This window comes from Rhizobium sp. BK399 (assembly GCF_014194695.1).
Lineage (GTDB): Bacteria > Pseudomonadota > Alphaproteobacteria > Rhizobiales > Rhizobiaceae > Rhizobium.
In genome coordinates this window covers 135607-161676 of the sequence record NZ_JACIAH010000005.1, presented here as the reverse complement: position 1 = coordinate 161676, position 26070 = coordinate 135607, and the positions used below count along the sequence as shown (strand labels likewise).

The window sequence follows — 26070 nt, the reverse complement described above, 5'->3', positions numbered from 1 at the left end:
ACGGGCTCCGTTACAATTATTCGTTTTGTACTACAATTCGATTGACGCGCGTAGGTGTCTGTATATTAGCTATTGGTGGAGGAGAGTATGCTGATCCTTGTCACCGGTGGAACGGGCAAGGTCGGGCAGCACTTCATCGCTGGGCTGCTCGACGATCCGCGATTTTCAAAGGCGCGCATTCGCGCGCTTTGTCATAATCGCTTGTGCCCAGAAACCGAGCGGGTCGAAACCCTCCGAGGCTCGATCAGCGATCGCGAGACGGTAACCAAGGCGCTTGCCGACGTCACACATGTCGTGCATTTGGCGACATGCAAGGAAACGCCTGAGGACGTCATGGACGTCACCGTCAAGGGACTTTTCTGGCTACTCGAGGCATTCAGGACGAGCGCCACTGCGCGCCAGTTCATTCTTATCGGCGGTGATGCCGGAATCGGCCATTTCTTCTATCGCCATGAAGCGCCGATCACCGAGGCCACGCCGCACCAAGCCTATCCCGGGTGCTACGCGCTGTCGAAGGTTCTGGAAGAGGTGATGCTGGAACAATTCCAGATCCAGTACGGCATCAATGGCTGCTGTCTGCGTGCGCCCTGGATCATGGAGAAGGATGATTTCAAGTTCACGTTGTCGTTCGGTGATGACGTCTTCGGAGGGCCGGACTGGAAGACGCTTGTTCCGGCGAGCGATGCTGTGCGTTATGCGCGGGAACAGACGATCCCGCTCCTGCGTGACGCTGACGGTCGCCCATTGAAGCGCAATTTCGTGCATGTGGATGACCTTGTTTCCGCGATCCTTGCCGCGCTCGACAATCGGCGCGCCAACGGGGAGCTCTTCAACATCTGCATGGATCGTCCCGTCGACTACGGCGAGGTCGCCGCCCATCTGGCGCGCACGCGCGGGCTCAACTCGGTCGACATCCCAAGCCAGTTCCATTCGAACTGGATGGACAATAGCAAGGCCAAGTACCTGCTGGGATGGCGGCCCGTCTACGATCTGGAAATGCTAATCGACTCGGCCTGGGGGTATATGCGTTCGGAGGAGGATCCTCGCATCGTCTGGTATCCGGGTTGATCATGTGGCGGGCGATGGCGTCCGCCATTTTTAAATGGGAGGAAGCTATGAGGAAGGCATTATTGCTTACAGCCGCGGTGCTGGCGCTGACGGCTGGACAGGCCCTTGCCGCGAAGAAACAGCTGGTCATTGTCGTGAAGGGGCTCGACAACCCGTTCTTCGAGGCAATCAACCAGGGTTGCCAGAAATGGAACAAGGAAAACCCGGACTCCGAATATGAATGCTTCTACACCGGTCCCGCATCGACTTCCGATGAAGCCGGCGAAGCGCAAATCGTTCAGGACGTATTGGGTAAATCCGAAACGGCGGCCATCGCTATTTCTCCGTCAAACGCCAAGCTGATCGCGCAGACGCTGAAGACGGCAAATCCGAAGGTCCCCGTCATGACACTCGATGCCGACCTTGCTGCCGAGGACTCGGCACTGCGCAAAACCTATCTCGGCACCGATAACTATCTGATGGGCGCCCGCATCGGCGAATACATCAAGAAAGCCAAGCCGAAGGGCGGCAAGATCTGCACGATCGAGGGCAACCCCGGCGCCGACAACATTTTGCGTCGTGCGCAGGGAATGCGTGACACGCTGACCGGCCAGAAAGGCCTGACGGCGCTGAAAGGTGAGGGTGGGTGGACGGAAGTTGCCGGTTGCCCGGTCTTTACCAATGACGATGGCGCCAAGGGCGTTCAGGCCATGACCGACATTCTCGCCGCCAATACCGACCTCGATGCCTTTGGCATCATGGGCGGTTGGCCGCTGTTCGGCGCACCACAGCCCTATCGGGATCTCTTCAAGCCGATGGCCGACAAGATCGGCAAGAACGAGTTCGTGATCGGTGCGGCCGACACGATCGGCGATGAAGTCGCGATTGCCAAGGAAGGCCTCGTTACGGCGCTCGTCGGCCAGCGGCCTTTTGAAATGGGCTACAAGGCACCGTCGGTAATGATGGATCTGATCGCCGGCAAGACCGTCCCGGATCCTGTTTTCACCGGTCTTGACGAGTGCACGAAGGACACGGTCGATACGTGCATCCAGAAATAGTTGGGTAGAAGGAACGGCGGGCGGACGAAGATTCTCCGTCCGCTGTTTTCAACACGACTGAGGCGCGGTCATCGTTCGGCGGACTTTCGTTCCACCCTGGCAATGACCTTCTCGCTTGTCAGTTCCCGCACGGCATCCTTCCCGATCCAGCGCGCGGTCCGGTCGCTGGATGCGGCGAGGCTTTCCGCGACCGCGAGTGCCTTCGCGTGGCAATACAGATTGCGTTTGCCCATGTTCCTCAGCGCCCAGTTCACCGCCTTGCGCACAAAATTGCGTGGATCGCCAGCATGCAACTCAATGAGAGGAAGCCACGCCAACAGGGTTTCGTCCGGTTCCTTCTTCATATGAACTGCAGCGCTCGCGATCATGGCAAAGGCGGTTCGCCGAACAAACTCACGATCGTCGGCCGCGAACTCCGATATCAGCGCCTCGAGACGGGCTTCGACATAGAGGTCTGCCGCGGTATCGACGATCTCCCACGAGGCGAAGTCATCGGACCATGTTCTTGCAAGGTCCGGCGTCAACCTTTTAGGTTCGGCCGTATAGAGCGCCAGTAGGCGCGCCTCGCGGACGTTGCTTTGCCAAAGCTCAAGCGAGCGAGCGTGATTTCGCTTCACTATCCTCGCGATCTTTTGCAGATCCGGATTGGAGATCCCAAGCGCGGTTTCGGTGACGATCCCGAAACGGGCCATGCCTGATATGATTTCCTCAGAGCGCAGCGTCCGCAGATGCGCGATGAGCTCTGCTGCGCTGGAGGAGGGGACGATCATTTCTCCAATCGAGCCAGCAGCGAGGACGTATCCCAGCGATTGCCGCCCATGGCCTGAACGTCACCATAGAATTGGTCGACGAGGGCTGTCACTGGCAGCTTCGCGCCGTTGCGGCGCGCCTCGCTGAGGACGATGCCGAGATCCTTACGCATCCAGTCGATGGCGAAGCCGAAGTCGTACTTGCCCGCGTTCATGGTCTTGTGGCGGTTCTCCATCTGCCAGGAGCCGGCCGCGCCCTTGGAGATGACCTCAACTACCTTCTCGATATCGAGGCCGGCGCGCTTGCCGAAATGAATGCCCTCAGCAAGTCCCTGCACGAGACCGGCTATGCAGATCTGGTTAATCATCTTGGTGAGCTGGCCGGCACCGGCCGGTCCCATGAGGCCAGCCATGCGGGCATAGGCATCGATCACCGGCTTCGCCTTGTCGAATGTGGTTTCTTCACCGCCGCACATGACCGTCAACACACCATTCTCGGCACCTGCCTGTCCGCCCGATACCGGGGCGTCGATGAAGGCACAGCCCTTTGCTTTCGCGGCGGCATCGAGCTCGCGGGCAACTTCCGCGCTTGCGGTCGTGTTGTCGATGAGGATAGCGCCCGGCTTCATCGTCAGGAGAACGCCGTCCTCGCCCGTTGTCACCGAGCGGAGATCGTCGTCGTTGCCGACGCAGGTGAAGACGAAGTCCGCATCCTTCGCCGCTTCTGCCGGCGTTGGGGCGGACTTGCCGCCGAATTTCTCCACCCAGGCAGCCGCCTTTTCCGTGGTCCGGTTGTAGACCGTGACATCGTGGCCGCCTTTCACCTTGAGATGGCCAGCCATGGGGAACCCCATTACGCCAAGACCGATGAATGCGACTTTTGCCATGTGTCTATCCTTTCCCGAATGCAGGGCATGAGGATTAGCCGAAAGCACGGCGCCCGAAAAGCCGTCGGAAGAGCCAGCAACATCTGGAGGGAAAAATTTTCTCCGAAAGGGCCGAATGCTGGTTCGGATAATCCCGCAAGCGCCAAAAGATAATAAATATAAATGTCGATCGATTTAATGGGGTTTATCAAGATTGAAACATCGAAACGCTGGAGCGGCGACGGACAAGGCCGACTCCCAACGAGGGAACGACGATGATTTCACGACGTCAGACATTGGGGCTTTTCGGCGCGGCGGCGGCAACGGCGTTGCTCCCCGGGATCAAAGGCGCGCGTGCGGCGGCGACCGAATTTCGGATCGGCTGGCAGAAAAATGGCGTTCTGGCTCTGGCCAAGCGCCGCGGCGCGCTGGAGAAGCGATTGGCTGATCGCGGCATCACCGTCAGCTGGTCGGAGTTCACCTCGGGCCCACCGCTGCTTGAGGCGCTCGGCGCCGGTGCGCTCGACTTCGGCGCGACGGGTGATGTCCCCCCGCTTTTCGCGCAGGCCGCCGGTGGTCACCTCTACTATGTTGGACTTTATCGAGGCAGCCCGGCCGGCTCGGCGATCCTTGTCAGGAAGGACTCGCCGATCAAGTCGCTGGAAGATCTGAAGGGCAAGAAGGTTGCCTTCAAGCGCGGCTCGAGCGCCCATAACGTCACGGTAAAGGCACTGCGCAAGGTTGGGCTCGCGCCTGAGGATATCGAGGGCGTCGATCTCAGCCCAGCGGACGCCGCAGCCGCCTTCAAGAATGGCAGCATCGAGGCTTGGTCGATTTGGGATCCATATCTCGCAATCGCGGAGGCGGATCCGGAAACGCGCATCCTGACAACGGCCGAAGGCATCGTCGACTCCTACAGCTTCTTCCTGGCGAATGCCGAATTCACCGACGCAAACGGCCAGGTCATCACCGATGTGCTTGATGAGCTGACGCAGGTCGGGCGGTCTGCACAGAGCAATCTCGATCAGACAATCAAGGAGCTCTCCGAAATCACCGGCGTGCCGCCCGAAGTGACGCGTGTGACGCTGACGCGAGCTGGGGCCGACCTCGGCAGTGTTTCCGGCATTACGGATGCGGCTGCGGCTTATCAGCAGGGGCTGGCCGATGAGTTCTACAAGCTCGGCATCGTCCCGAAGCAGTTGAACACCGGCGACATCGTCTGGCGCGCCAAGGCAAGCTGATTTCTATTCCGACTAGAAGGCATCATTCCATGACCGGCAAACACGATCCCATCAATTTCCTCTGGTTCATCCCGACCTCGGGGGACGGCGCCTATCTCGGTTCGAACGAGCAGACGCGTGCGCCCGAGATCGGCTATCTCACCCAGATCGCCCAGGCGGCCGATCGACTTGGCTACTCCGGCGTGCTGCTGCCGACAGGCGTCGCCTGTGAAGAATCCTTCGTGACGGCGGCAGCACTTGCCGCCAAGACCGAGAGGCTGCAATTCCTGGTCGCCATCCGCCCGGGCACGGCGTCGCCGGCTTACTACGCTCGCCTGACGACAACGCTGGACCGCATCTCGAATGGCCGCCTGTTGCTTAACATCGTTGTCGGTGGCAGTCCGGAGGAGCTGGCCGGCGACGGCATTCATCTGGCCCATGACGAGCGCTATGCCCATGCCGATGAGTTCTTCACGGTGTTCGAAGAGCTGCTCGAGAAAGGCGTCGCGAGCTATGACGGCAAGTACATCAAGGCAACGAATGCGAAGCTTGGTTTTCCCTCAGTCCAGAACCCGCGTCCGCCGCTCTATTTCGGCGGTTCGTCGGATGCCGGCATTGATTTCTCGGTTGGTCGCGTTGACAAGTACCGGACCTGGGGGGAGCCACCTGCACAGGTCGCCGAAAAGGTCGAGAAGGTGCGCGCGGCCGCTGCGAAAAAAGGCCGTGAGGTGAGCTTCGGCATTCGCCTGCACTTCATCGTCCGCGAGACAGATGAGGAAGCATGGGCGGCGGCCGATCGCCTGATCTCGAAGCTCGACGATGAGACGATCCGCGAGGCACAGGAGCGCTTCGTGAAGGAATCCGATTCGGTCGGTCAGAAGCGCATGGCAGCGTTGCACGGCGGCAGGCGCGACAAGCTGGAAGTTTCACCGAACCTGTGGGCCGGTGTTGGCCTGGTGCGCGCCGGTGCAGGAACGGCACTGGTCGGCTCGCCGAAGACAGTGGCCGCGCGGCTGCGCGAGTATCAGGACGTCGGCATCGATACCGTCATCGGGTCCGGTTACCCGCATCTCGAGGAAGCCTATCGTGTGGCCGAGTTATTGTTCCCGGAACTCGGGATCGCACGCGACGAGCAACGGCACGGCTTCCAGACCGATTTCGCCAAGCATCAGGTCTTCGGTGGCGGCAGCCATGGGGGCAACCTGAAGGTAGTTTCCGGCTCCTGACCCGCCAGATGGCGCCGCCCGCTATCGGGCGACGCTTCTTGATTGATGACCACACCCCCATGCCTCTCCGAAGTTGAGGTGGAGCAAGCAGCAGCGAGGAAAAACCTTCATGTCGACTTTCGACACGCCGATTGGGCGGGCACTAACCGACCGCGTTGAACGCAAGGGAAATATCCGTCTGCCTCTTCCGGGGCGAGATAAGCTGTTGCCCTTCCTCGTGCCCGTGGCGATCATCGCCGTATGGCAACTGGCCTCTTCGGCCGGTTGGATCTCCTCCCGCATCATGCCGTCACCGGCGGATGTAGCCGTTGCATTCTGGTCGACGACCGCCACAGGGCAGTTGCCACACGATATCCTCGTCAGCGCCGGCCGAGCCTTTGCCGGTCTGCTGGTTGGCGGCTCGATCGGTTTCCTGCTCGGCATCGCCAATGGCGTCTCGAAAATCTCCGAGCAGCTGACGGATACGACGCTGCAGATGCTGCGCACGATCCCGCATCTGGCCATGATCCCGCTGGTCATCCTCTGGTTCGGGATCGGCGAAGAATCCAAGTTGTTCCTGACTTCGCTCGGCGTGCTCTTTCCGATCTATCTCAACACCTATCACGGCGTCCGCAACGTCGACCGTGACCTGATCGAAATGGGCCGCGTCTATGGTATGAGAGGCTGGACGTTGTTCAGGAAGGTGATCTTTCCCGGCGCCCTGCCGTCCATCTTCGTCGGCCTGCGCTACGCACTCGGCATCATGTGGTTGACCTTGATCGTATCGGAATCGATCGCTGCTTCGTCCGGTATCGGTCACATGGCGAACAACGCGCGCGAGTTCATGATGACGGACATCGTGGTGCTGGCGCTGGTGATCTACGCCATCCTCGGCAAGCTTGCCGATGTTGTCGCCCGGGCGCTCGAACGTCGAGCGCTCAAGTGGAACCCGGTTTATCAGAAGTAGGAGAGGCGTCGTGACCATCATTGCGCATGAACGTTTTCAAGGGGCCGCTGACGAGTTCGAATACGAGTCCGATCGTGCGACGCCGGAACGCACCGGGGCCGCGACGATTACCCTGAGAGCACTTGAGAAGAGCTTCGGCGGCAACCGTGTGCTGCGCGGCATCAATCTCCACATTCCGGCCGGGCAGTTCGTCGCGGTTATCGGCAAGAGCGGTTGCGGCAAGAGTACGCTCCTGCGCATTCTGATGGGGCTCGATGAGCCGACGAGCGGTGAACTGCACTTTGAAAACGCAGACGGTGCGGATGCCCAAGGGAACGCGAGGATCGTGTTTCAGGAGCCGCGCCTGCTCCCTTGGTTGAGCGTTGCCAAAAATGTCGCGGTCGGGCTCGGCGATGGCGTCGATAAAGGTGCCGCCCTTGGGGAAGCCGAGGCGGTGCTTGCCGAGGTGCAGCTTGTCGAAAAAGCAAACGAATGGCCGGCCCGTCTCTCAGGCGGACAACGGCAGCGTGTTGCGCTGGCGCGGGCACTGGTGAGCAAGCCGGGCGTACTGGCGCTCGATGAACCGCTCGGGGCACTCGACGCATTGACACGGATCAGCATGCAGGAGTTACTCAATCGCGTCTGGCGAGAATTGGGCTTTACGGCCGTGCTGGTCACGCATGACGTCAGCGAGGCTGTGCATCTCGCCGATCGTGTGATCGTGCTCGAAGAGGGGCGCATTGCGCTCGATCTGGCGATTCCCTATCCGCATCCGCGCAGACACGGCAATCCCGCACTGGCAGAGCTTGAAGGGCGGCTGTTGGCGGCGATCCTGGGAACGGAGACCGCTCAGTGAATTTTTGACCACGGCGGCCTCAAGGGCGACTAGAACAAAAATCTAGCGGCGGTAGCAATCACCAGAAAGCCTACGACGACCCAGGCCGCTGCCCATGCGACCGTGTGGTTGGCCCTTGCCAGGACTTCGGGTCTAGGTTCGCGCTTGGGATTAAACTTGTGCCGCCTTTTCTGGGCGGTTCCGGTTTGGGAAGGCCTCTTTCCTGCGCTCATGCCGTCTTACTCGCAGTGGGATTGTTCGGACAGCAATCTAGCATGAAAGCGGCTCAGTGTGTTGTGCTGCTCTCGCGTTCGACATAGGCCTGGATGCGGTCGACCAGAATCTCGGTTCCTTGCCGGCGGGAACCGCCGTCGGTGTAACCGTCAAGGAAGACCACCTGTTCCGTGAAGAGCATGGTTGTCCCTGATGGCGTCGCCTCGAAGGTGATTGTTGCGAGCGATGCCGAAATGCGTGTTTCGCCGAGCTTCATGTCATAGGCATAGATGATGCGCGCCTGCTGCACGATATCGATATAGCGCGCCTCATAAACGTGTGGGACTCCATCGCTGTCGGCGACGCGGTTTCGCTCCTGGCCGCCGACGCGGAAGTCGAGGCTGTATTCGAGGGACACCCATTCATCGTGGCAGGCGAACCACTGGTGCTTGGCGTCCGGATCTGCCCAGGCGGCAAAAACGCGTGAAACGGGAGCCCGCATCTTTCGCTCGATCGCGAACGTCTCGTGCATGGAGGAATACGTCGTCATCGCTTCATCACTCCGGTTTTTGCTCATCTGCCAGGAACTGCTCCAGGCGATCGAAAGTCTTGTTCCAACCCGCCTTATGCGCTGCAAGCCAGCGTTCCATCTCTGCCAATGCGTCCCTTTGCAGGCGATAGGTCCGAACACGGCCGCTCTTTTCCGATCGGACAAGGCCGCTTCGCTCCAGGACCGCCAGGTGCTTCATGACCGTCGGGAGCGCCATCGACAACGGTTCGGCCAGTTCGGACACCGAGGCAGGGCCGTGGCCGAGACGGTCGACCATGCCGCGCCGACTGCGGTCCGACAGCGCGTGGAACATCTGATCGAGAGCGGCGGGTTCGTGCATCATTTTGCGGCTTCATCTGGCCGGAAGCGGGCAGGCAGCCGTTCACGATAGGGATAGAACTTGAAGTACGGACGCGCCTCCTCAAGGACCCGGGCGAAGGAGGCGCGCGCAAGAAGTCTGTCGTAGTAGCCCTGCAGCCTCGGCTGGTCCACGAAAGGAACCAGTGTCTCGGCGTAGAAGAGGGCGGGAGCGGCCGCACAATCGGCCATGGTGAAGCTGTCTCCGGCGATCCACAGGCAATCGTCAAGCTGCCGCTCGATCATTCCGTAGGCTTTGCGTAGCGCCGCCTGGGCGTCCGCCACGCGGCTCGGATCGCCGCCGCCACGCAGCCGCTCCGCGACGATCTGCTGCATCGGTTCCTGCACGTGCAGGTCGAAGAGCCGATCCCACAGCCTGACCTGGAGCGCTTCATCAAAATCGTTCGGGATAAGCGGTCTTGCGCCCGGATAATAGCGATCAAGATACTCTATGATGATCGTCGTTTCCGGCACGGTGCGGCCCCGGGTTTCGTCGCGCAGTACCGGCATTTTTCCGAGCGGCCAGACACTGAAGAAGGCAGATCTGGACGCCTCGCTCCCGAGATCGACGTGCACGGCCTCAAACGGCGTGGCGTTTTCGTAGAGGGCGATCAGGACCTTGTGGCAAAAGGATGCAAGCGGGTGACTGTGGAGGAAGAGCGACATGAGGCCAGCCTTTCACGCTGTTTGAAACTTGCGTGATTGGCTAAGTATCAGGTCGTGACCCCATATTCAACGAAAAAGTTGCGTGATTAGCTAACTATTGACGGGTTGAGGAGGTGCCGGCCCGTTGTCCAGTCGCTTCGAGCGATTGCCTAGATCATCCGACATCTCTTGCCAGATCCGCCGTAGCCGCCGAACGTGGAGGTCGTCAGCGATCCATCCGATCAAGTGCTCCACGCAAGCCTTCGTTTTCGCTGGATTCTCGGTGATGGTTCGGCAAGCCCAGGTAAAATATTCATCGACAGTTGCTGCTTGGATGGGCGGAAGAGCAGATGCCGAAGGACTGTCTCCTGGTGGCAGCGAATTTGTGGGTTCATTGCGTATGATAAACGCGTTGAGGCCGCCAAGTTCGCCGATCCTGCGCGCGTCTGCGGTAACGGCAAAAAGAACGCCCGCATAGATCTTATCGAATTCGTCGGGCCCTGCTTTTTCGGTGGGCGCAGCCTCCCGTCCTCCGTAGTCGATGGCGCGCTCCAGATCGAAGACAGTGCGGATGTTCAGTTGCTTCAGCATCAGATACTTAGGGAGGCCCAGCATATTGCAGAGCTGCGCCTGTCCGACCCAGTCAATCGTCTGATAGATGCCGTAAGGCGACTCGATGTGAAGCTGGATCGGATTGTAGGTGGCAAGGTTCTGGACGTCGTAGATGCCGCACTCCTCGAGCCTGAAGCGGGTGGCGTAGTCGATCCCGTCGAGCACATCCAGAGGGGTGACACGGGTCACTGGATAGAAGCGGTCGTCGTCCATCTTTATCCACGAGATGATCGACTGCATCTTGATGAGCAGGAACTTGGTCGCGCTCTGCGGCGCTAGACCCAGCAAGGGAGCAAGCGCAAGCCACACCCATGAAATATGGGTACAATCGCGTGCTCCGTCGCCGCCCGCGCCCAGCGTTCCCAGCAGGCGTGTCGGATCGGTGAAGGCGACGTAGAGGAAGATTACGATCGCTACGGAGGCAAATATCTCCGCTGTCTGCCAGATAATTGTGTAGGCGGAGAGATCAAAGACTGCGAGGCTGCGAATGAACTGGCGGATCGCTGCAATAAAGGCGCCTGCGAATGTCAGCGTGCCTATGATCCGGATCTGACCCAGGAAGGCGTTCGGTGGGCAGCACGTGGTTGTTGCGCCACATATTGGGGCGCCCTCGACACCTGCAACCTGCAGCCCGGTTTCAAGCGCCTTGAGCAAGCTGCCAAACCCAAAATAGCAAATGACCATGAAGCCGAGCGCGGAAAGAAACAGCCGGAGGTCGCCCGCGTTGCCGATGATGCGCGACGACCGCATCCGCCTTTCGATCTCCTTGATCAGGCCCTCGGAACCGAGCCGGATCGGTTGGTCGTCCGGTTCGCGCAGATCGGATAGATATTTCGATGTCACAAACTCGAGGGCCGGATTGCTACCCGGCCTGTCCGATGGAACGCCGGCCCTCGCTGGGTCCTGGTCCCTCGTTGTCGGATAGGAGGCTATGAAGTCCGAAATGATACGCAGGCGTCGCACGCGTATGTCATTGCGCGCGTAGATGAGCAGCAGGGGGATAAAGACTGCCAAAAGCAAAACCGGCCACTGGATGTCCAAGTCGTGCAATTCCGAATGGAGCCAGCGCAGTAAGTTAGCGATGTTGAATGGTTGCGACTCTCCCATGCGACCTCTCCCCAGGGTTGCTCTGAGAGGTTCAGCCTCAAATGGTCACTCGTCTACCAACGAGACGCAATTGGTGGTTGTATTTTGCCGTAAAACCCTGTGTCGCGCGGATATTTCGCGACTGCCATCAGCCACGTCGCGCAATCACCAGATGGCCTGGACTCGGAAGGCCTTCTTGCATGCGAACGTTGATCTCCCTCATTTCGACGAGCGTGAAGCCGGTTGCCGCCAGCCTTTCGCGAATATAGGTCGCCGAATGGAGGAAGCGCTGATGAGGTCCGACCATATACGGCTGGCCGTTTCCCGAAGCCTCGGAAAGTTCCTCCGATGAGAAGATGAAGAAACCATCCGGGTTCAGATTTTCCGCCGCGCCGAAGAACAGCGGTTCGAGCGCGCCGAGATAGGGCAGGACGTCCGTTGCGGTGATGAGGTCGAACGGGTCCTCGTCATTGTCGTCGAGGAAATCTTCTACCTCCGCGACGAAGAGCGTTTCGTAGAGCTCCTTTTCATGGGCGATCTCGACCATGTTTTCGGAGATGTCGATCCCGGTCATATCTTCGCAGAGATCACCGAGCGCGCTGCCGGTGAGGCCAGTACCGCAGCCAAGATCGAGCATGCGCTTGAAGGGGCCGAGTTTTAATTCCTGCAGCCGTTGGCGGACCATCATCGGCACATGGTAGCCGAGCTGTTCCACGAGGACATCCTCGAAGACTTCGGCATGCTGGTCGAACAGGGTCTCGACATAGGCGTCGGGCGCCTTGGTCGGCGTCTCGCCACGGCCCATGGAAGCGATCCGCACGGCGGCACCGCCATGATCTTCCGGATCGATGGCGAGGACCTCTTCATAGGCCTTCACGGCGGCGTCAACGTCGCCCGCCTTCTCGAGTGCAAGTGCCCGGTCATAGGCTTCCGCGAGTGCGTCTTCGTCGATCTTCTTGGCCATAGCAATTCACCATCATTTTATTCCAAAGCTGCGTCTACGGCGACTGAATGTCTTTTGCAATGGCGACGTTCGAGGAGCAAAGTAAGTGTCCTCTAATGAACAAGAACAAAATGGAGGAAATGCCATGGTCGCCGAAGTCAGCAAGGCAAATTTCGAGAAGGAGTTGGATAGTCTGCGCCCGGCGCTCCCGGCAACTCCAGGCGAGATCACGAATACGCTCAGCCACTATTACCGCGGTGAGCTCGGCCGGATGATCAGCTGGCGGGATCGCATCGACCGCACATCGAATTGGGCGATCACCGTGGCGGCGGCGCTGCTTTCGGTTTCACTTTCGACACCGAGTTCGCATCACGGCGTGCTGCTTTTCGGGATGATGCTGATTACGTTGCTGCTGCTCATCGAGGCCCGTCGCTATCGTTTCTTCGACATTTATCGTGCCCGCGTACGGAAGCTTGAGCGAGGCTATTTCGCACAGATCCTGGCGCCGAATGGTGATTTCAAAGCCGATTGGGCCGGCGCGATTGCCAAGAGCTTGCGCAATCCGCAATTTCTGCTGAGCTACCACGGGGCGGTAAAGCGTCGACTGCGGCGAAACTATTGCTGGATGTACCTGATCCTGCTGCTCGCATGGTGCTTGAAAATCACGACACCCAAGCTCCAGACCGAAGGCAATCCGCTGACGCAGACACATTCCTGGACCTATGTGGTCGAGAACGCGGCACTTGGGCCAATTCCCGGCTGGGCAGTGCTCTGCGTCGTTGTATTGGCCTATGCCGGCATCCTCTATGGCACACTGCACCGAGAGATGGACGAAGACGAGTTCGTCAAAGGGGAGGCTCATGTCTGACCGGCCGTGCGGCCCGATCAGTTGATTATGAATTCACCTCTCAGCGCGCGCCATTCGGTGGCCGAGATCAGTTTGCGGTGAATGTAGCGCACCGAATGCAACGGCCCGTCGAGCTTCTCCTGCCAGAACTTCAGGAAACTGCGCATTTCTGGAAAGTCCGGAGCAAGGTCGTAGTCCTGCCAGATATAGGTCTGGAGGATCGTTCGGTGATCCGGCATCCGGTAGATAATTTGGGCCGTCGTCAGGCCGTAGCCTTGCAGCTGCCTTTCCATGTCCTTGTGCATCGTCGTCTCGCTTCTGGTTCCAATGATCGCGTATTAGCGATCCATAAAATGGAACCACGATAAGCTTAACCCAAGCTTGACGAATTGCTAGTGTCTCATGGATTTATCTTTTAATTTCAAGTCGTTGGCAGCTGTCGGCAGTGAGTGCTGCCAACCTCTTCAGCGCTTCAGGTGGCGGGTGAGGCGGCGCTCGATCCAAGCCCAGAGATGGCGCAGCGCCTCGACCATGCTGAGGTAGAAGATCGCCGCCCAAAGGTATGTCTGGTAATCGAAGGTGCGCGAGAAGGCGTAGCGCGTTTCACCCATCAGGTCGAGAACGGTGATGATCGCGACGACCGCTGAGCCCTTGATCAACAAGATGATCTCGTTGCCGTAGGGGCGCAGGGCGACAATCAGCGCCTGCGGCAGGATGATCTTGCGGAAGGCGATGACCTTGTGGATTCCGAGCGAAGCCGCGGCCTCGTGCTGGCCGCGCGGAACACTCTGGATGGCGCCGCGCAGAATTTCCGCCTGATAGGCGGCCGTGTTGATGGTCATTGAAAACAGGCCGCAAAACCATGCGTCGCGGAAGAACCACCAAAGTCCGACGGCTTCCAACTGCGGCCGGAAGCCGCCGAGGCCGTAATAAATGAGGAAGAGCTGGGCGAGCAGCGGGGTGCCGCGGAACACGTAGACGTAGCAATAGGCGATGCCGTTGATGACCTTGTTCTTCGACATGCGGGCAAAGGCCAGCGGCAAGGAGAGGATGGCGCCAAAGAAAACCGAGATCACCACGAGCATGATCGTCGTGTACAGGCCATGCAGATAGCGGGGACCGTAGCGGGTAAATTTTTCCGAATCCCAACCGCTGACCACCATTGCAATCAGCGCGGCGGCAAGAAGAATCCAGAGAGCGACGACCACGTAACCGGTGATGCGTGCAACGGTGATCGGCTTGTGCGCTTGCTTCGGCGCCGGCTGCGCCGGAATGAGGGTCTGGGCGTGGCTCATCGGCTGATCTCCGATCGCTTGGCCCACCGCTCGATGTAGCTGAGCCCGAAGGAGGAAATAACGGCGAGACCGAGATAGAGAGCGCAGGCAACGGTATAGAAGAGGAACGCCTGCTTGGTGACCTTAACGGCGACGCCTGTTTGGCGCAGGATATCCGCAAGGCCGATGATCGAGACGTAGGACGTGTCCTTGAGCAGGATCATCCAGAGGTTCACCAGGCCGGGCAGGGCGATCCGCACCAGCTGTGGCAGCACGATCAGGAACAGGGTGCGGCCGCGATGGAAGCCCAAGGCGTCGCCGGCCTCGTATTGGCCCTTGGGAATGGCGCGGAAAGCCGAGAGCAGCACTTCGGAGCAATAGGCGGAGAATACGACCGAAAGGGCAATCATGCCCGCGAAGAAGGCATTGATCTCGATGCGGCCTTCGTATCCGAAGGAGGCGAGGACCGACTGGATCAGGATCTGCATCCCGTAATAGATGATGAACAGCGTCAGCAGTTCCGGCAGGCCGCGGAAGATCGTGGTGTAGATGCCGGCGGCCAGGCGGACCGATTTCTCTTCCGACTGCTGGCCGAGTGCCACGAGAAAGCCGATGATCAATCCGATCGGCAGCGTTACCAGAGCGACTGCAACGGTGACCTTCAGGCCGGCGGCGATCTCATCGCCCCAACCAGTGTCGCCGCAGGCCAGGATCGTCGAAGAGCCGAACCAGGTGAAGAGTCCTGCAGGTCCGCAAAGCGGATCGAAGATATGCCCAATCCAGGCCCACAATGAGCCCAGCGCGGAAAATAATCCGCCCATGCCAGTTTTCCCCTCGCGGTTTGTACCGCTTTGATCTTTCCATCCTTGTCAAACAAAAATGGCGGAAGAGCAAGCCTTCCGCCATCAGCTTTATGAGCGACCTACAGCTTTTCTTATTCGCCGTAAACGTTGAAGTCGAAGTACTTGTCCTGGATCTTCTTGTACTCACCGCTGGTGCGGATCGCAGCGATCGCGGTGTTCAGCTTTTCGCGCAGCGCGTCGTCGCCCTTACGGACGGCAATGCCTGCACCAACGCCGTTGATTTCCTTGTCGACCGGGAGCGGCGTCAGGATCTTGCAGCATGCGCCGGCATCCGACTTGACCCACTGCGACAGCACGACGATGTCGTCGATGACGGCGTCAACACGGCCGTTCGCGATGTCGAGCTTGTATTCGTCTGCCGTCGGGTAGAGCTTCAGCTCGGTGTCGGGCAGGTGCTTTTCAGCGTAGTTCGAGTGGGTGGTCGAGGTCTGCGCGCCGATCGTCTTGCCCTTCAGGCCGGCAACGTCGGTGATGGTCGAATCCTTCGGCACGGCGATTGCCGGCGGGGTGTTGTAGTACTTGTTGGTGAAGTCGACGAGCTTCGAGCGCTCAGGCGTGATCGACATGGACGAGATGATCATGTCGAACTTCTTGGCCTGGAGTGCTGGAATGATGCCGTCCCAGTCGCTGCTGACGATGGTGCAGTCGGCCTTCATCTCGGCGCAGAGTGCGCGGGCGATGTCCATGTCGAAGCCCAGGAACTGCCCACTGGCGTCAACATATTCGAAGGGCGGATAGGTCGAGTCCGTGCCGATGACATACTTCTCACCATCAGCCATGGCGGCGCCTGCGAAAAGAGACATCGCGGCGACAGAAGCGGCGGCGAGAATACGGGTGGAGATACGCATGTTAGTCCTCTCTGTTGGTGCTGCCGCTCGTGTTCTTCTTTTGGACGGCGGCTGAGCAGGGCGGCGCTGGGCGCTGCCTTGGCGCGATACTCAAACCTTTTTTTGAGGAATTGCAACTGGAATCGCAGGGGCGCGGCGAACGGTCAACTATGGCGAAGATGAACAATGCCGCACTGCCACATTCATACCGGGTTAATAGTCCAGTTCCTAAGACTCGTGGAACAAATGCAGTCCCCGCGCGGTTTTCGCCGTGGGTGAACGCCCCAAAATCGGACGCGGCCACGACTGCGTCTCAAGAACATAAAGTACAACGAGGAGCCCCTATGGGAATGAAATCCAGATTGTTTGCCAGTGCCGCCTTTCCGCTGTTGTCGCTGTCGCTCGTAATCCCTCCAGTACATTCCTTCGCAGCAGCTGCCAGCGTTGAACAGGTTCGCACATTGCCGCAAGCAGTCGCGGGCAGCTTCGAAGTTGCACAGGATGCGCCATCCGACGAAGAGCTTCTGAAGAAGCACCACAAGCAGCACGGCGGCGGCGGTGAAGAACAGGCGCCGGCCGCCCAGCAGGAGCAGCCACAGCAATCGCAGGAAGCGCCTGCCGAAAAGCCACGCAAGCAGCGTGAGCCGGCAGCAGAGGCACAGCCCGCGCCACAGCAAGAGCCTGTCGTGGAACAGCAATTGCAGGAGGCAGCCCCCGTCGAAAAACCGCGCAAGAAGCGGCAGCCGGCCGCCGAGCAGGCAGAGCCCGCGGCTCCGCAGGAGCAGATAGCCCCGGCCCAGGAACAGCAGTTGCAGGAAGCAGCCCCTGTCGAAAAGCCGCGCAAGAAGCGGCAGTCGGCCTCCGAGCCGGCTGAGGCCGCGGCTCCGCAGGAGCGGATAGCGCCGGCGGCCCAGGAACAGCAGCCTGTGGAAAGCCAGGAAAAGCCACGTCGTAAGCGTGACAAGCAGCCATCGCAGGAAGAGGCCGCGCCGCAACCGCAGCCCGAACAGGGCGCCCCGCAGCAGGAGCAGGCTCAACCGCAGACCGAAGAGCCACAGCAAAAGGGCAAGGGAAGCAAGCAGGCCACGGATGGCTCGGAACAGCCGGTAAAGCCGCGCAAGAAGGCTGCTCAGCAGCAGGAGGCACCGGCAGCCGAAAATACGCCTGTTCCGCAGGAGTCGCCCGCGCCTGAAAAGGCTCCAAAGCCGGAGGCGGCGCCTACGGCCGAAAAGCCGGCGGTTCCCGCGCAGGAGCCGGCGATCGAAGCCCAACCCGGCGGCATGCAGCCAGCTCAGCAGCAGGGTGAGCAGGCTCCCGCGCCTCAGCCAGGCGAGCCGGCTGTTCAGCAGGGGGAACAAGTCCCGGCGCAGCCGACTGACCAGCCGGCAGCCGGTCAGGCAGAACAGGCTATCCCTGCTCCGGAGAAGGTCACGCCCAAGGAGCTTGAGCGTCGTAAGGAGATTGCCGCTGATCCGAGCAAGAGCACGGAAACCGTCGTTCTTCCGGTTGAAAACGGTGCTGCCGTTCTCGATAGCGACAAGGACGCCGATCGCTCCGGTGGGGTCCAGTCGCGCCGTGACCGCGACAGGCAGCGTGGACAGGAGCAGAACTTCCGCGTCCCGAAGTCGGATGCCGACGCCCAGATCATAACCGAAGGCGCCAAGGCCGCTCCGATCAAGATCGAAGCCGTCACCAGCGAAGAGGGCCGGCGCCTCGACAGGCGTCCGCAGTTTGACAGGCCGGAAGGTGCACGTTTCGGTGAGCGCGGCGACGACAATCGCGTGATCATTCAGATCAACAACCAGACGATCGTTCGCGGCGATGACGACAGGCGCTTCCTGCGGGATGGCGAACGTCCGATTTACGAGCAGCTGCCACGGGATCGCTATCGCGAGACCATCGACCGTGACGGCTATCAGATCGTGACGATCCGCAATCGCTATGGCGATATCATCCAGCGGTCGCGCCTCGACAACCGAGGCCGTGAGTCGGTTCTCTACTATTCGCCTGATCTCTACGAAGATCCGGACCGCGGTTACTTCGAGGATCCGGGTCGCGACCTGCCGCCGATGCGCCTGCGCATTCCGCTTGATGACTACATCATGGACACGAGCAGCGACGACGGCCGCGACTACTACGACTTCCTCCGCGAGCCGCCGGTGGAACCGGTAGAGCGTGTCTATTCGCTGAACGAAGTGAAGTACTCGGCACGTATCCGCGACAAGGTTCGCCGTATTGACCTCGATACGATCACCTTTGCGACGGGCAGTGCCGAAATCCCGATGAGTCAGGCGCGCAGCTTGCGCAAGGTTGCAGATGCCATCAATGAGGTCCTGCGCAAGGATCCGTCGGAAACCTTCCTGATCGAAGGTCACACGGACGCTGTGGGGTCTGACCAGAGCAACCTCGTCCTGTCGGATCAGCGCGCTGAATCCGTCGCGAACGTCATGACCGACGTTTACGGCATCCCGCCCGAAAACCTAGCAACGCAGGGCTACGGCGAGCGTTACCTCAAGGTCAATACGCAAGGACCGAACCAGGAAAACCGCCGTGTCACCATCCGCCGCGTGACGGCGCTCGTTCGCCCGGTCGCTTCGCGCAACTGAGCTGACGGCCAGAGTTGACGGGAAAGCCGCCGGGAGACCGGCGGCTTTTTCTTTTGCTCGCGCTGCAATGTTGGTGGCGGTTGCCGAGCCTCAGGTCGTAAAGCGGGCGTCGACGATTGGCGTTGCAAGCCCGCAAAGAATACTGGGATCGAGGCGGAGGCCGCAGGCCTCAATCATCCGGCGTGAAATGATGTTGTCAGCGTGGACGAACTCAACCACTTCGTCGGCTCCCAGCGTTTCGAAGGCCGCTCTGACCGCTAGGGCATTGATAAGCCGACCAAGCCCCTTTCCACGCTGTTGCGCCGCGACGGCGATCAAACCGACCCAGGCGGTGCCTGAGTGTTTGCTGTGGGTGTTGAAAGGCATATTCGCGTGAGCGGTTGCGACGACATGACCTTGAGCGTCAGCGAGGGCGATGGTGACCGCGGGGACTATGTTGCCAGCCAGCATGGCGCCTGAAAACGGCGCTATGCCATTTTCCGCCATGCATGTCTGAATAGCTCCGACAGCGTCGTCGCCGGGATCGGCCGTCAGATTGACACGCGTCAGGCCACCGGGAATGTCATCCTTCAGGATCGCAGTGCAGGCTCGTGTCGCCGCCGTGCGATCGGCCCTGCAGACACTCCACACGTCAACGCGATAGGACGGCCCCAGCTTCAGGCGGATGTCCTCGATGCGTGTTGCCGACATCATGCGGAAGCCGAAGACGCCGTCCTGGGCGAGGCGCTCGTCGACAAATGCCCAGTCGATGAGGTCGAAGTTGTCGACCGAGAAGAACCGCCCGGCTTGCACAAGGCCCGGCGTGGCAGCGATTTTAGGCTGCGCCTCGTCGGACTGACGCTGCAAGCGCTGCTGCTTTTCCGTGCCGTAGTAGGTCATTGCTCCCTCGCAACAGGGTTTTCTACTTTGCAGGTAGTTCCACTATTCCCGAAATGAAGTCCGCGATCGCCCTGGTGTCGTCCAGATTGAAGACCGGCAGAAAGCCTTCGGCGATCGGGTGATCGGTCGCAATGGCGACGATGAAAGGATCCGTCGGCGCGAGAGGTTCCTGGTTCGCGGAGTCAAAACGGCGGGCTTCGATCTTTGGAATCGGCTCGCGCTTATAGCCCTCGATCAAGACGAGGTCACAGGGCGCGATGCGGCCAAGGATTTCTTCGAATGTCGGCTCCGGGGCGCCGCGCAACTCGTGCATGATGGCATAGCGCGTCCCGGAAACGATGGTGACTTCGTGCGCGCCGGCCTGCCGATGGCGGTAGCTGTCGGCGCCGACCTTGTCGATGTCAAAGTCATGATGGGCGTGCTTGATTGTGGAAATGCTGTAACCACGGCTGGTGAATTCCTCGACGAGGCGGACAGCCAAGCCCGTCTTGCCCGAGTTCTTCCAGCCGGCGATGCCAAAAACCTTCGGCTTGTCCATCAGACCAGCACCTTGAGCCAGCGTTCCGCCTCTTTGAGGTCGTCAGGCGTGTTGACGTTGAAGAACGGATCGAGGAGGCTCGCCCGTGTCGGACGCAGCGGGAAGTCAACTTCCCTTACGTCATGCCGTAAGAGGAAGTCCCGAACACGGCGTTTTTCATCGGTGGCAATCCAGGTTTCGAGATCATCGGCAAGTTTAACGGGCCATAGGCCGAACACCGGATGACTGCGGCCTTCAGAGGCGGCAATACCAATCTTCAAGGGCGCGTCGATGGCGCCTGCAAGCCAATCGACGAGGTCGTTGGGAAAAAACGGGCTGTCGACAGAAACCGTCATCACGTGCGTCACCCCCCTCAGCGTTGCGCCGTAGGCCATCGCCGCGTGAATGCCAGCCATCGGTCCCGCTTTGCCGGGAATTATATCAGGAATGAACAAATGCCGGCAGTTTTCCGGCGTCGCATCGGCATTGACCGCAAGGGTGCTCACTTGGGGCTCAAGCTGTTCGATGACGCGCTCGAGCAGGCTGCGGCCGCTGAGGCGCACGGAGGCTTTGTCTCGGCCCATGCGGGAAGAGCGCCCCCCCGCCAGGACCACACCCGGTATATTGGATCTATCTAGTGCAAAATCGTTCATGATTGCCTCAGACGGGTGTTCTCGGCTCGGATTCCTGGGCGACTGGCGGCACATGGCGCTTGGCTTCACGATAGAACGTGTAGAGGCCGGACGCTATGACCACTGCAGCACCCATCAGCGTCCAGAGATCGGGAAACTCCGCGAAGAAGACGAAGCCCAGCAATGTCGAGAAGATTAGGCTGGTGTAGCGGAATGGCGCCACGAAGGAGATTTCCCCCGTTCGCATCGCCATGATCACCGACTGATAGCCAATCAGCACCAGAATGGCGGCGAGCAGCAGATGGGACAGCGATGTCATGCTGACTGGCTCCCAACCGCCAAGCAGCGGCGTCAGCAAGGCGCCGACGACCGTCACGGAGACGGCCGTTACCACTGTGATCATCAGCGAAGGGATCTCGCGCCCAATACCGCGGGTGGCGAGGTCGCGGCCGGCTGTGGTGAGGACGCTGCCGACGCAGAGGAGGGCGGCGGCCGTAAAGCCTTCCGGTCCGGGCCGGATGATGATCAGCACGCCAATCAGGCCGACGAGGATGGCCGACCAGCGACGCCAACCGACAGGCTCGCGGAAGAACAGCGCCGCACCGAAAGTAACAACCAGCGGAAGCGATTGCAGGATGGCGGACGCGTTTGCGATCGGCATCATTCCAAGAGCGGTAATGTAAGTCACCGCTGCCAGTATCTCGCAGATGACGCGGATGATGATCATCGGTTTGAGGATGATGCGCCACGGACGCAGCGCCCCCATGTGACGGGCAATAAGGTAGACGAAAATGCTCGTGAACAGGCCGCGCAGACACATGATCTGGCCGGCATTCATCGAGGCGATAACTGACTTGGAAAGTGCGTCGCTGCAGGAAAATCCGGCCATGGCCGAACTCATGTAGATGGCGCCCTGGGTATTGCGGGACCGCGGCATGTCGATATTCCGATTCTCGTACACGTCCTTTTAGAAGGTGCCTGTCGCCAAGGGAATCGATCGAAAGCCACAGTCGCGATAATTCGATTGCGCAGTGCACAATGACCCAGGCGGTGCGGGCAGGCGAGGGCAGGAAACGGGTGGCTGCGCGCCCCGATGTCTGAGATTTGGAATACCGCAAACAACAAGCGGAGGTTCCGAGATGAGATATCTGGATGGCAAGGTTGCGATCATAACCGGGGCGAGCTCAGGCATCGGCCGGGCAGCAGCCAAACTCTTTGCAGCCGAAGGCGCACGGCTCGTCGTTGCGGCCCGACGCGAGGCCGAACTCGGCATGCTGGTCGAAGAGATCGAGCGCGCGGGTGGCGAGGCCGTAGCCGTTGCCGGTGACGTGCGCGAGGAAGCTTTGAACCGGCGGCTGGTCGAGGTGGCGGTCGAGCGCTTCGGCGGTCTCGACGTCGCCTTCAACAATGCCGGCGGCACCGGCGAATCAGCGCCGGTGGCAGACCTTTCGCTGGCTGGCTGGAACGAAATGCTGGCGCTCAACCTGACGAGTGCGTTTCTCGCAGCGAAATACCAGGTGCCGGCGATGATTGACCGCGGCGGTGGATCGATTGTCTACACCTCGACCTTCGTCGGCCATACGGCGGGGATGCCAGGGATGGGCGCCTATGCGGCGAGCAAGGCCGGACTGACCGGGCTGGTGCAGGTGCTTGCCGCCGAACTCGGTCCAAAAAACATTCGCGTCAATGCGCTGTTGCCAGGTGGCACCGACACCGCGCTGAACCCGGCGAACTTCGAAAACCCGGATATGCAGCTGGTCGCCTTCATCCATGGCCTGCACGCGTTGAAGCGCCTGGCGCAGCCGGAGGAAATCGCCAAGGCAGCACTTTTCCTGGGATCGGATATGTCAAGCTTCGTGACCGGCACGTCGATGCTGGCAGATGGCGGGGTCTCGATCAACCGGACCTGATCTGCTTGAATTCAGTGGGCGTCACCCGCCGGTGACGCTCATGTGGCGGGCGACGGCCGGGCGGTTATGGGTGCGGTCGATGATGAAGTCGTGACCCTTCGGCTTGCGCGAGATCGCCTCGTCGATCGCCGCATAGAGCAGCCCATCGTCCGGGGTGGCGCGGACGGCGGCGCGCAGGTCGGCGGCGTCGTTCTGGCCGAGGCACATGTAGAGCGTCCCGGTGCAGGTCAGCCGCACGCGGTTACAGCTCTCGCAGAAATTATGGGTCATCGGCGTTATGAAGCCGAGTCGGCCGCCAGTTTCCTTCACTTCGACATAGCGGGCAGGGCCGCCGGTCCGGTAGCCAATGTCGGAGAGCGTGAACTGTTGTTCGAGATCGGCCCTGAGCTTCGACAGCGGCAGGTATCGGTCCGTCCGGTCTTCCTCAATCTCGCCCATCGGCATGGTCTCGATGACGGTCAGATCCATGCCGCGGCCATGCGCGAAGCGGATCATCTCGGGCATTTCGCTGTCGTTGAAATCCTTCAGCGCCACCGCATTCAGCTTGACCTTGAGACCGGCCTTCTGGGCCGCCTCGACGCCCTCCATCACCTTGTGGAAATCGCCCCAGCGCGTGATCTGACGGAACTTGTCGGGGTCGAGCGTATCGAGCGAGACATTGATGCGGCGAACGCCCGACGCGTAGAGTTCATCGGCGAAGCGGGAAAGCTGCGAACCGTTGGTGGTCAGCGTCAGCTCGTCGAGACCAGAGCCGATTTGCTTGCCGAGCTCGCGCACCAGATACATGATGTTCTTGCGCACCAGTGGCTCGCCGCCAGTGAGCCTCAACTTGCGCACGCCCTTTGCGATGAAGGCCGAACAGAGCCGGTGCAACTCTTCGAGCGTCAATAGCTCCTGCTTCGGCAGGAAGGTCATGTGTTCGGCCATGCAGTAGGTGCAGCGGAAATCGCAGCGGTCGGTGACGGATACGCGCAGATAGGTCACGGCCCGCTGGAAGGGGTCGATCATTGGTTTCGCCTCTGCAACCAGTGGCGATGCGCTGCCTGTCGTTCCGACGTTGCTGTTCACGAATGCCTCCGCAATGCTACTAATGTGCGTATAGGCTATTGCCACGTCAAGGGAAACGCTGTCGGGAGCGGCAAATTACGCTTGCCTCGCCAAGCGCCATTGCCTACTCGTCATTTTTGAAGGGGAGTGGGATCATGAGCGATATCTGGCCGACCGAACTCAGAGTTTCAAAAGACCGGCAGCACCTCGTCGTCACGTTCAACGATGAGAGAAGCTTCGATCTTTCCGCGGAGATGCTGCGCGTGCTTTCGCCGTCGGCGGAAGTGCAGGGCCACGGGCCGGGACAGAAGGTGACGGTTCCCGGCAAGCGCAATGTCGCGATCATCTCGCTGACACCGACCGGCAACTACGCCGTGCGCATCGGCTTCGACGACATGCATGATACGGGCATTTATACGTGGACCTATCTGCGCGAACTCGGCGAGCATGGCGCAGAGCTATTCGCCGCCTATGAAGACGAGTTGCGGGAGAAGGGCATGGATCGCGACACGTCCGAGAAGCCGCGCTGAACGACAACAGCTAGAAGGGGGACTGCATGACGGGAACGAGCAAACGAAACTGGCTGCGGAACAAGGGCAGCAGCAGGGTCACCTTCCTCGAACTGTTTTTTGATCTGGTCTTCGTTTTCTCGATCTCGCAGCTCTCGCATGCGCTTGCAGCACATTATACGCCACTCGGCGCCGCCGAAGCCGGGTTGATGACCTTCGCAGTCTGGTGGGTTTGGATATTCACCGCCTGGGCTACGAACTGGCTCGATCCCGACAAGATGCCCGTGCGGATTATGCTTGGGGTTTTGATGCTGCTCGGCCTCGTTCTGTCCGCGTCCATTCCGGAAGCCTTCACTGACAAGGGACTGCTGTTCGCAGGCGCTTACGTTTTTATGCAGGTCGGCCGATCGCTGTTCACGACATATGCCTTTAAGGATCAGAGCGCTGCCAACTGCCGCAACTTCTTGCGTATCAGCACCTGGTTCATCGTTTCCGGTGTCTTCTGGATCGTCGGCGGCTTCCTGGAACATGAGGCGCGGTTGATCGCGTGGGTGATTGCGCTTGCCATCGAGTATGCCGGGCCGGCGAGCGGCTTCGCAGTGCCGGGGCTTGGCAAGTCGAATGCGACTGAGTGGGACGTGTCCGGCGCACATATGGCCGAGCGTTGCGCGCTATTTGTCATCATCTGCCTCGGTGAGGCGGTGCTGGTTTCGGGGCGGACATTCTCGGAAATGCCGTTCTCAACACTGACGGCGGTTGTCTTCGTCACCGGCTTCATAGGCACGGTGGCGATGTGGTGGCTCTATTTCCGTTTTGGCCACGAGCGGGCGGCGCATCGGATCGAGCACGAAGAAACGCCGGGAAGCTTGGCGCGCCAGGCCTTTACCTACGCCCACATTCCGATCTTGGCGGGCATTATTGTCCACGCCGTTGCGGTCGAGTTCATGTTCTCGCATCCGCACGAGTCCGGCAACCTTGGCGTCATGGCATCGGTGCTCGGCGGCTCAGGGCTGTTTCTGGCCGGCAATCTGTGGTTCAAGGGAGCGACCAGCGGACGCATGCCACTCTCGCATCTGGCAGGCTTGGTGCTGCTGATCCTGCTTGCGTTCATCGCACCGTTCATCGAGGTTTATCTCGCCGGCATTCTCGCGACCCTGGTGCTGATCATCGTGGCTGCGTGGGAGTATCGATCGCTTGCCGGGCAGACCGTCGGTCACACGGTTCACTAGAGCCTTTGAAGCGTTCCGTTGGCTCAAACGAGTCGCATGGCCGGTCGACCATTCGGCCCGTTTCAGCCAAAAGAACGCTTCAATTTAACCCTGAAAGGCTCGAGGTCAGTCTTCGTCGACAAGGTCGCGCTGCAACAGGCGGATGATCCGCTCCATCGAGCCTGCCATCGCCATGCATTGCTCGATCGGCTCGGGTGAAAGCACACGCTCGATGAGATCGGTCTGGATGACCATGGCCTTCTCGGTGACGTCCCGGCCTTCCGGCGTCAGGAAGAGACGCAGCACGCGCTTGTCCTTCTCATCGCCGCGCCGTTTGATTAATCCGCGCTTTTCCATCTGCGGAAGCAGCATGCTCATGTTCGAGCGACCGACCAACAGCTTGCGGGCAAGCTCCTGCTGCGAAATGCCTTCAAAGCGGTAGAGATTGATCAGAATGTCGAGATGCGGAGTCTTGATATCCAGTTCGGCGAGCGAGCGACCGAGCGACTGCTGCATCAGCTGGCAGGCGCGGGCGACGGCGATCCAGCTGCGAAAACGCGGATGATCCCAGGGCAGGGATTGATTTTTGTTCATCGTTGTACTTTATTGTTCAGTGTTG

The 26070-nt window shown here is 60.1% G+C and carries 29 protein-coding genes; 11 read left to right on the top strand and 18 right to left on the bottom strand.

Annotated features, from left to right (window positions below):
- The first annotated feature begins 87 nt into the window (after positions 1-87).
- Together FHT97_RS13290 and FHT97_RS13285 are read left to right on the top strand one after the other, a co-directional pair.
- Positions 88-1068, top strand: a complete 981-nt coding sequence (locus tag FHT97_RS13290) for an NAD(P)-dependent oxidoreductase (RefSeq protein ID WP_183862744.1) — start codon at positions 88-90, stop codon at positions 1066-1068.
- Between the two features lie 47 nt (positions 1069-1115).
- Positions 1116-2105, top strand: a complete 990-nt coding sequence (locus FHT97_RS13285; protein WP_019279868.1) for a sugar-binding protein — start codon at positions 1116-1118, stop codon at positions 2103-2105.
- Between the two features lie 68 nt (positions 2106-2173).
- On the opposite strand, the gene FHT97_RS13280 is transcribed toward FHT97_RS13285, so the two are convergent.
- Positions 2174-2875, bottom strand: coding sequence for a DNA alkylation repair protein (locus tag FHT97_RS13280; RefSeq protein WP_183862743.1), 702 nt, complete (start codon positions 2873-2875; stop codon positions 2174-2176).
- Entirely contained in the window at positions 2872-3741 is an 870-nt protein-coding gene (locus FHT97_RS13275; protein WP_183756368.1) for an NAD(P)-dependent oxidoreductase, read from the bottom strand. The genes FHT97_RS13280 and FHT97_RS13275 overlap by 4 nt, the downstream gene beginning before the upstream one ends.
- Positions 3742-3995: 254 nt before the next feature.
- On the opposite strand from FHT97_RS13275, the gene FHT97_RS13270 reads away from it, so the two are divergent.
- From FHT97_RS13270 to FHT97_RS13255, 4 genes are all read left to right on the top strand, one after another.
- Positions 3996-4961 carry an aliphatic sulfonate ABC transporter substrate-binding protein gene (locus FHT97_RS13270; RefSeq protein WP_183756369.1) on the top strand — a complete coding sequence of 322 codons (966 nt, stop codon included), beginning with the start codon at positions 3996-3998 and terminating at the stop codon, positions 4959-4961.
- Between the two features lie 29 nt (positions 4962-4990).
- Positions 4991-6166 (top strand): FMNH2-dependent alkanesulfonate monooxygenase, encoded by a 1176-nt coding sequence (gene ssuD, locus FHT97_RS13265; RefSeq protein ID WP_183862741.1) that lies wholly within the window; start codon positions 4991-4993, stop codon positions 6164-6166.
- Positions 6167-6275: 109 nt separating this feature from the next.
- Positions 6276-7112: an aliphatic sulfonate ABC transporter permease SsuC gene (gene ssuC, locus FHT97_RS13260; RefSeq protein ID WP_183862739.1), complete on the top strand. Its 837-nt coding sequence runs from the start codon at positions 6276-6278 to the stop codon at positions 7110-7112.
- 10 nt (positions 7113-7122) lie between these two features.
- Positions 7123-7947 (top strand): ATP-binding cassette domain-containing protein, encoded by an 825-nt coding sequence (locus FHT97_RS13255; RefSeq protein WP_183862737.1) that lies wholly within the window; start codon positions 7123-7125, stop codon positions 7945-7947.
- A gap of 29 nt (positions 7948-7976) precedes the next feature.
- Here FHT97_RS13255 and FHT97_RS30805 read toward each other — a convergent pair whose 3' ends face one another.
- The 6 genes from FHT97_RS30805 to FHT97_RS13230 form a co-directional block, all read right to left on the bottom strand.
- The gene (locus FHT97_RS30805) at positions 7977-8159 is read right to left on the bottom strand and encodes a hypothetical protein (RefSeq protein WP_246712619.1); all 183 of its coding nucleotides are present in this window, start codon (positions 8157-8159) and stop codon (positions 7977-7979) included.
- A gap of 53 nt (positions 8160-8212) precedes the next feature.
- A complete protein-coding gene (locus FHT97_RS13250; RefSeq protein ID WP_183862735.1) occupies positions 8213-8689 on the bottom strand; it encodes an SRPBCC family protein in 477 nt (158 codons plus the stop codon).
- Positions 8690-8696: 7 nt separating this feature from the next.
- Positions 8697-9032, bottom strand: a complete 336-nt coding sequence (locus FHT97_RS13245) for a metalloregulator ArsR/SmtB family transcription factor (RefSeq protein ID WP_183862733.1) — start codon at positions 9030-9032, stop codon at positions 8697-8699.
- Entirely contained in the window at positions 9029-9712 is a 684-nt protein-coding gene (locus tag FHT97_RS13240) for a glutathione S-transferase family protein (protein ID WP_183862731.1), read from the bottom strand. Before FHT97_RS13240 ends, FHT97_RS13245 begins: the two co-directional genes overlap by 4 nt.
- A 90-nt stretch (positions 9713-9802) precedes the next feature.
- Complete coding sequence (locus FHT97_RS13235; RefSeq protein WP_183862729.1) at positions 9803-11410, bottom strand: hypothetical protein; 1608 nt, start codon at positions 11408-11410, stop codon at positions 9803-9805.
- A 127-nt stretch (positions 11411-11537) separates the two neighbouring features.
- Positions 11538-12353: a class I SAM-dependent methyltransferase gene (locus FHT97_RS13230; protein WP_183862727.1), complete on the bottom strand. Its 816-nt coding sequence runs from the start codon at positions 12351-12353 to the stop codon at positions 11538-11540.
- A gap of 124 nt (positions 12354-12477) precedes the next feature.
- On the opposite strand from FHT97_RS13230, the gene FHT97_RS13225 reads away from it, so the two are divergent.
- The gene (locus FHT97_RS13225; protein ID WP_183862725.1) at positions 12478-13200 is read left to right on the top strand and encodes a DUF2270 domain-containing protein; all 723 of its coding nucleotides are present in this window, start codon (positions 12478-12480) and stop codon (positions 13198-13200) included.
- Positions 13201-13217: 17 nt separating this feature from the next.
- Here the strand turns inward: FHT97_RS13225 and FHT97_RS13220 are convergent, their stop codons facing one another.
- The 4 genes from FHT97_RS13220 to FHT97_RS13205 form a co-directional block, all read right to left on the bottom strand.
- Positions 13218-13484 carry a phosphoribosylanthranilate isomerase subunit Usg protein gene (locus FHT97_RS13220; RefSeq protein ID WP_016554211.1) on the bottom strand — a complete coding sequence of 89 codons (267 nt, stop codon included), beginning with the start codon at positions 13482-13484 and terminating at the stop codon, positions 13218-13220.
- A gap of 159 nt (positions 13485-13643) precedes the next feature.
- Positions 13644-14474 carry an ABC transporter permease gene (locus FHT97_RS13215; RefSeq protein WP_183862723.1) on the bottom strand — a complete coding sequence of 277 codons (831 nt, stop codon included), beginning with the start codon at positions 14472-14474 and terminating at the stop codon, positions 13644-13646.
- Positions 14471-15274: an ABC transporter permease gene (locus FHT97_RS13210; RefSeq protein ID WP_016554209.1), complete on the bottom strand. Its 804-nt coding sequence runs from the start codon at positions 15272-15274 to the stop codon at positions 14471-14473. Before FHT97_RS13210 ends, FHT97_RS13215 begins: the two co-directional genes overlap by 4 nt.
- Positions 15275-15387: 113 nt before the next feature.
- Entirely contained in the window at positions 15388-16164 is a 777-nt protein-coding gene (locus FHT97_RS13205; RefSeq protein ID WP_016554208.1) for an ABC transporter substrate-binding protein, read from the bottom strand.
- Between the two features lie 323 nt (positions 16165-16487).
- Between FHT97_RS13205 and FHT97_RS13200 the strand changes: the two genes are divergently transcribed.
- Positions 16488-18749: an OmpA family protein gene (locus FHT97_RS13200; RefSeq protein ID WP_183862721.1), complete on the top strand. Its 2262-nt coding sequence runs from the start codon at positions 16488-16490 to the stop codon at positions 18747-18749.
- Between the two features lie 90 nt (positions 18750-18839).
- On the opposite strand, the gene FHT97_RS13195 is transcribed toward FHT97_RS13200, so the two are convergent.
- From FHT97_RS13195 to FHT97_RS13180, 4 genes are read right to left on the bottom strand one after another with little or no spacing between them, the layout of a single operon-like run.
- On the bottom strand, positions 18840-19628 hold the full coding sequence (locus FHT97_RS13195; protein ID WP_183862719.1) for a GNAT family N-acetyltransferase: 789 nt from the start codon (positions 19626-19628) through the stop codon (positions 18840-18842).
- 22 nt (positions 19629-19650) lie between these two features.
- On the bottom strand, positions 19651-20166 hold the full coding sequence (mobB, locus tag FHT97_RS13190; protein ID WP_183862717.1) for a molybdopterin-guanine dinucleotide biosynthesis protein B: 516 nt from the start codon (positions 20164-20166) through the stop codon (positions 19651-19653).
- A complete protein-coding gene (mobA, locus tag FHT97_RS13185) occupies positions 20166-20798 on the bottom strand; it encodes a molybdenum cofactor guanylyltransferase MobA (RefSeq protein WP_183862715.1) in 633 nt (210 codons plus the stop codon). Before mobA ends, mobB begins: the two co-directional genes overlap by 1 nt.
- A gap of 7 nt (positions 20799-20805) precedes the next feature.
- Complete coding sequence (locus tag FHT97_RS13180) at positions 20806-21714, bottom strand: DMT family transporter (protein WP_183862713.1); 909 nt, start codon at positions 21712-21714, stop codon at positions 20806-20808.
- 202 nt (positions 21715-21916) lie between these two features.
- On the opposite strand from FHT97_RS13180, the gene FHT97_RS13175 reads away from it, so the two are divergent.
- Positions 21917-22687 carry an SDR family oxidoreductase gene (locus FHT97_RS13175; protein WP_183862711.1) on the top strand — a complete coding sequence of 257 codons (771 nt, stop codon included), beginning with the start codon at positions 21917-21919 and terminating at the stop codon, positions 22685-22687.
- A 21-nt stretch (positions 22688-22708) separates the two neighbouring features.
- On the opposite strand, the gene moaA is transcribed toward FHT97_RS13175, so the two are convergent.
- Positions 22709-23755: a GTP 3',8-cyclase MoaA gene (gene moaA / locus FHT97_RS13170; protein ID WP_183756385.1), complete on the bottom strand. Its 1047-nt coding sequence runs from the start codon at positions 23753-23755 to the stop codon at positions 22709-22711.
- Positions 23756-23889: 134 nt separating this feature from the next.
- On the opposite strand from moaA, the gene FHT97_RS13165 reads away from it, so the two are divergent.
- On the top strand, positions 23890-24264 hold the full coding sequence (locus tag FHT97_RS13165; protein WP_183862709.1) for a DUF971 domain-containing protein: 375 nt from the start codon (positions 23890-23892) through the stop codon (positions 24262-24264).
- Between the two features lie 26 nt (positions 24265-24290).
- Entirely contained in the window at positions 24291-25472 is a 1182-nt protein-coding gene (locus FHT97_RS13160; RefSeq protein WP_183862707.1) for a low temperature requirement protein A, read from the top strand.
- A 105-nt stretch (positions 25473-25577) separates the two neighbouring features.
- Here the strand turns inward: FHT97_RS13160 and FHT97_RS13155 are convergent, their stop codons facing one another.
- Complete coding sequence (locus tag FHT97_RS13155; RefSeq protein ID WP_183862705.1) at positions 25578-26045, bottom strand: MarR family transcriptional regulator; 468 nt, start codon at positions 26043-26045, stop codon at positions 25578-25580.
- Positions 26046-26070: the final 25 nt, after the last annotated feature.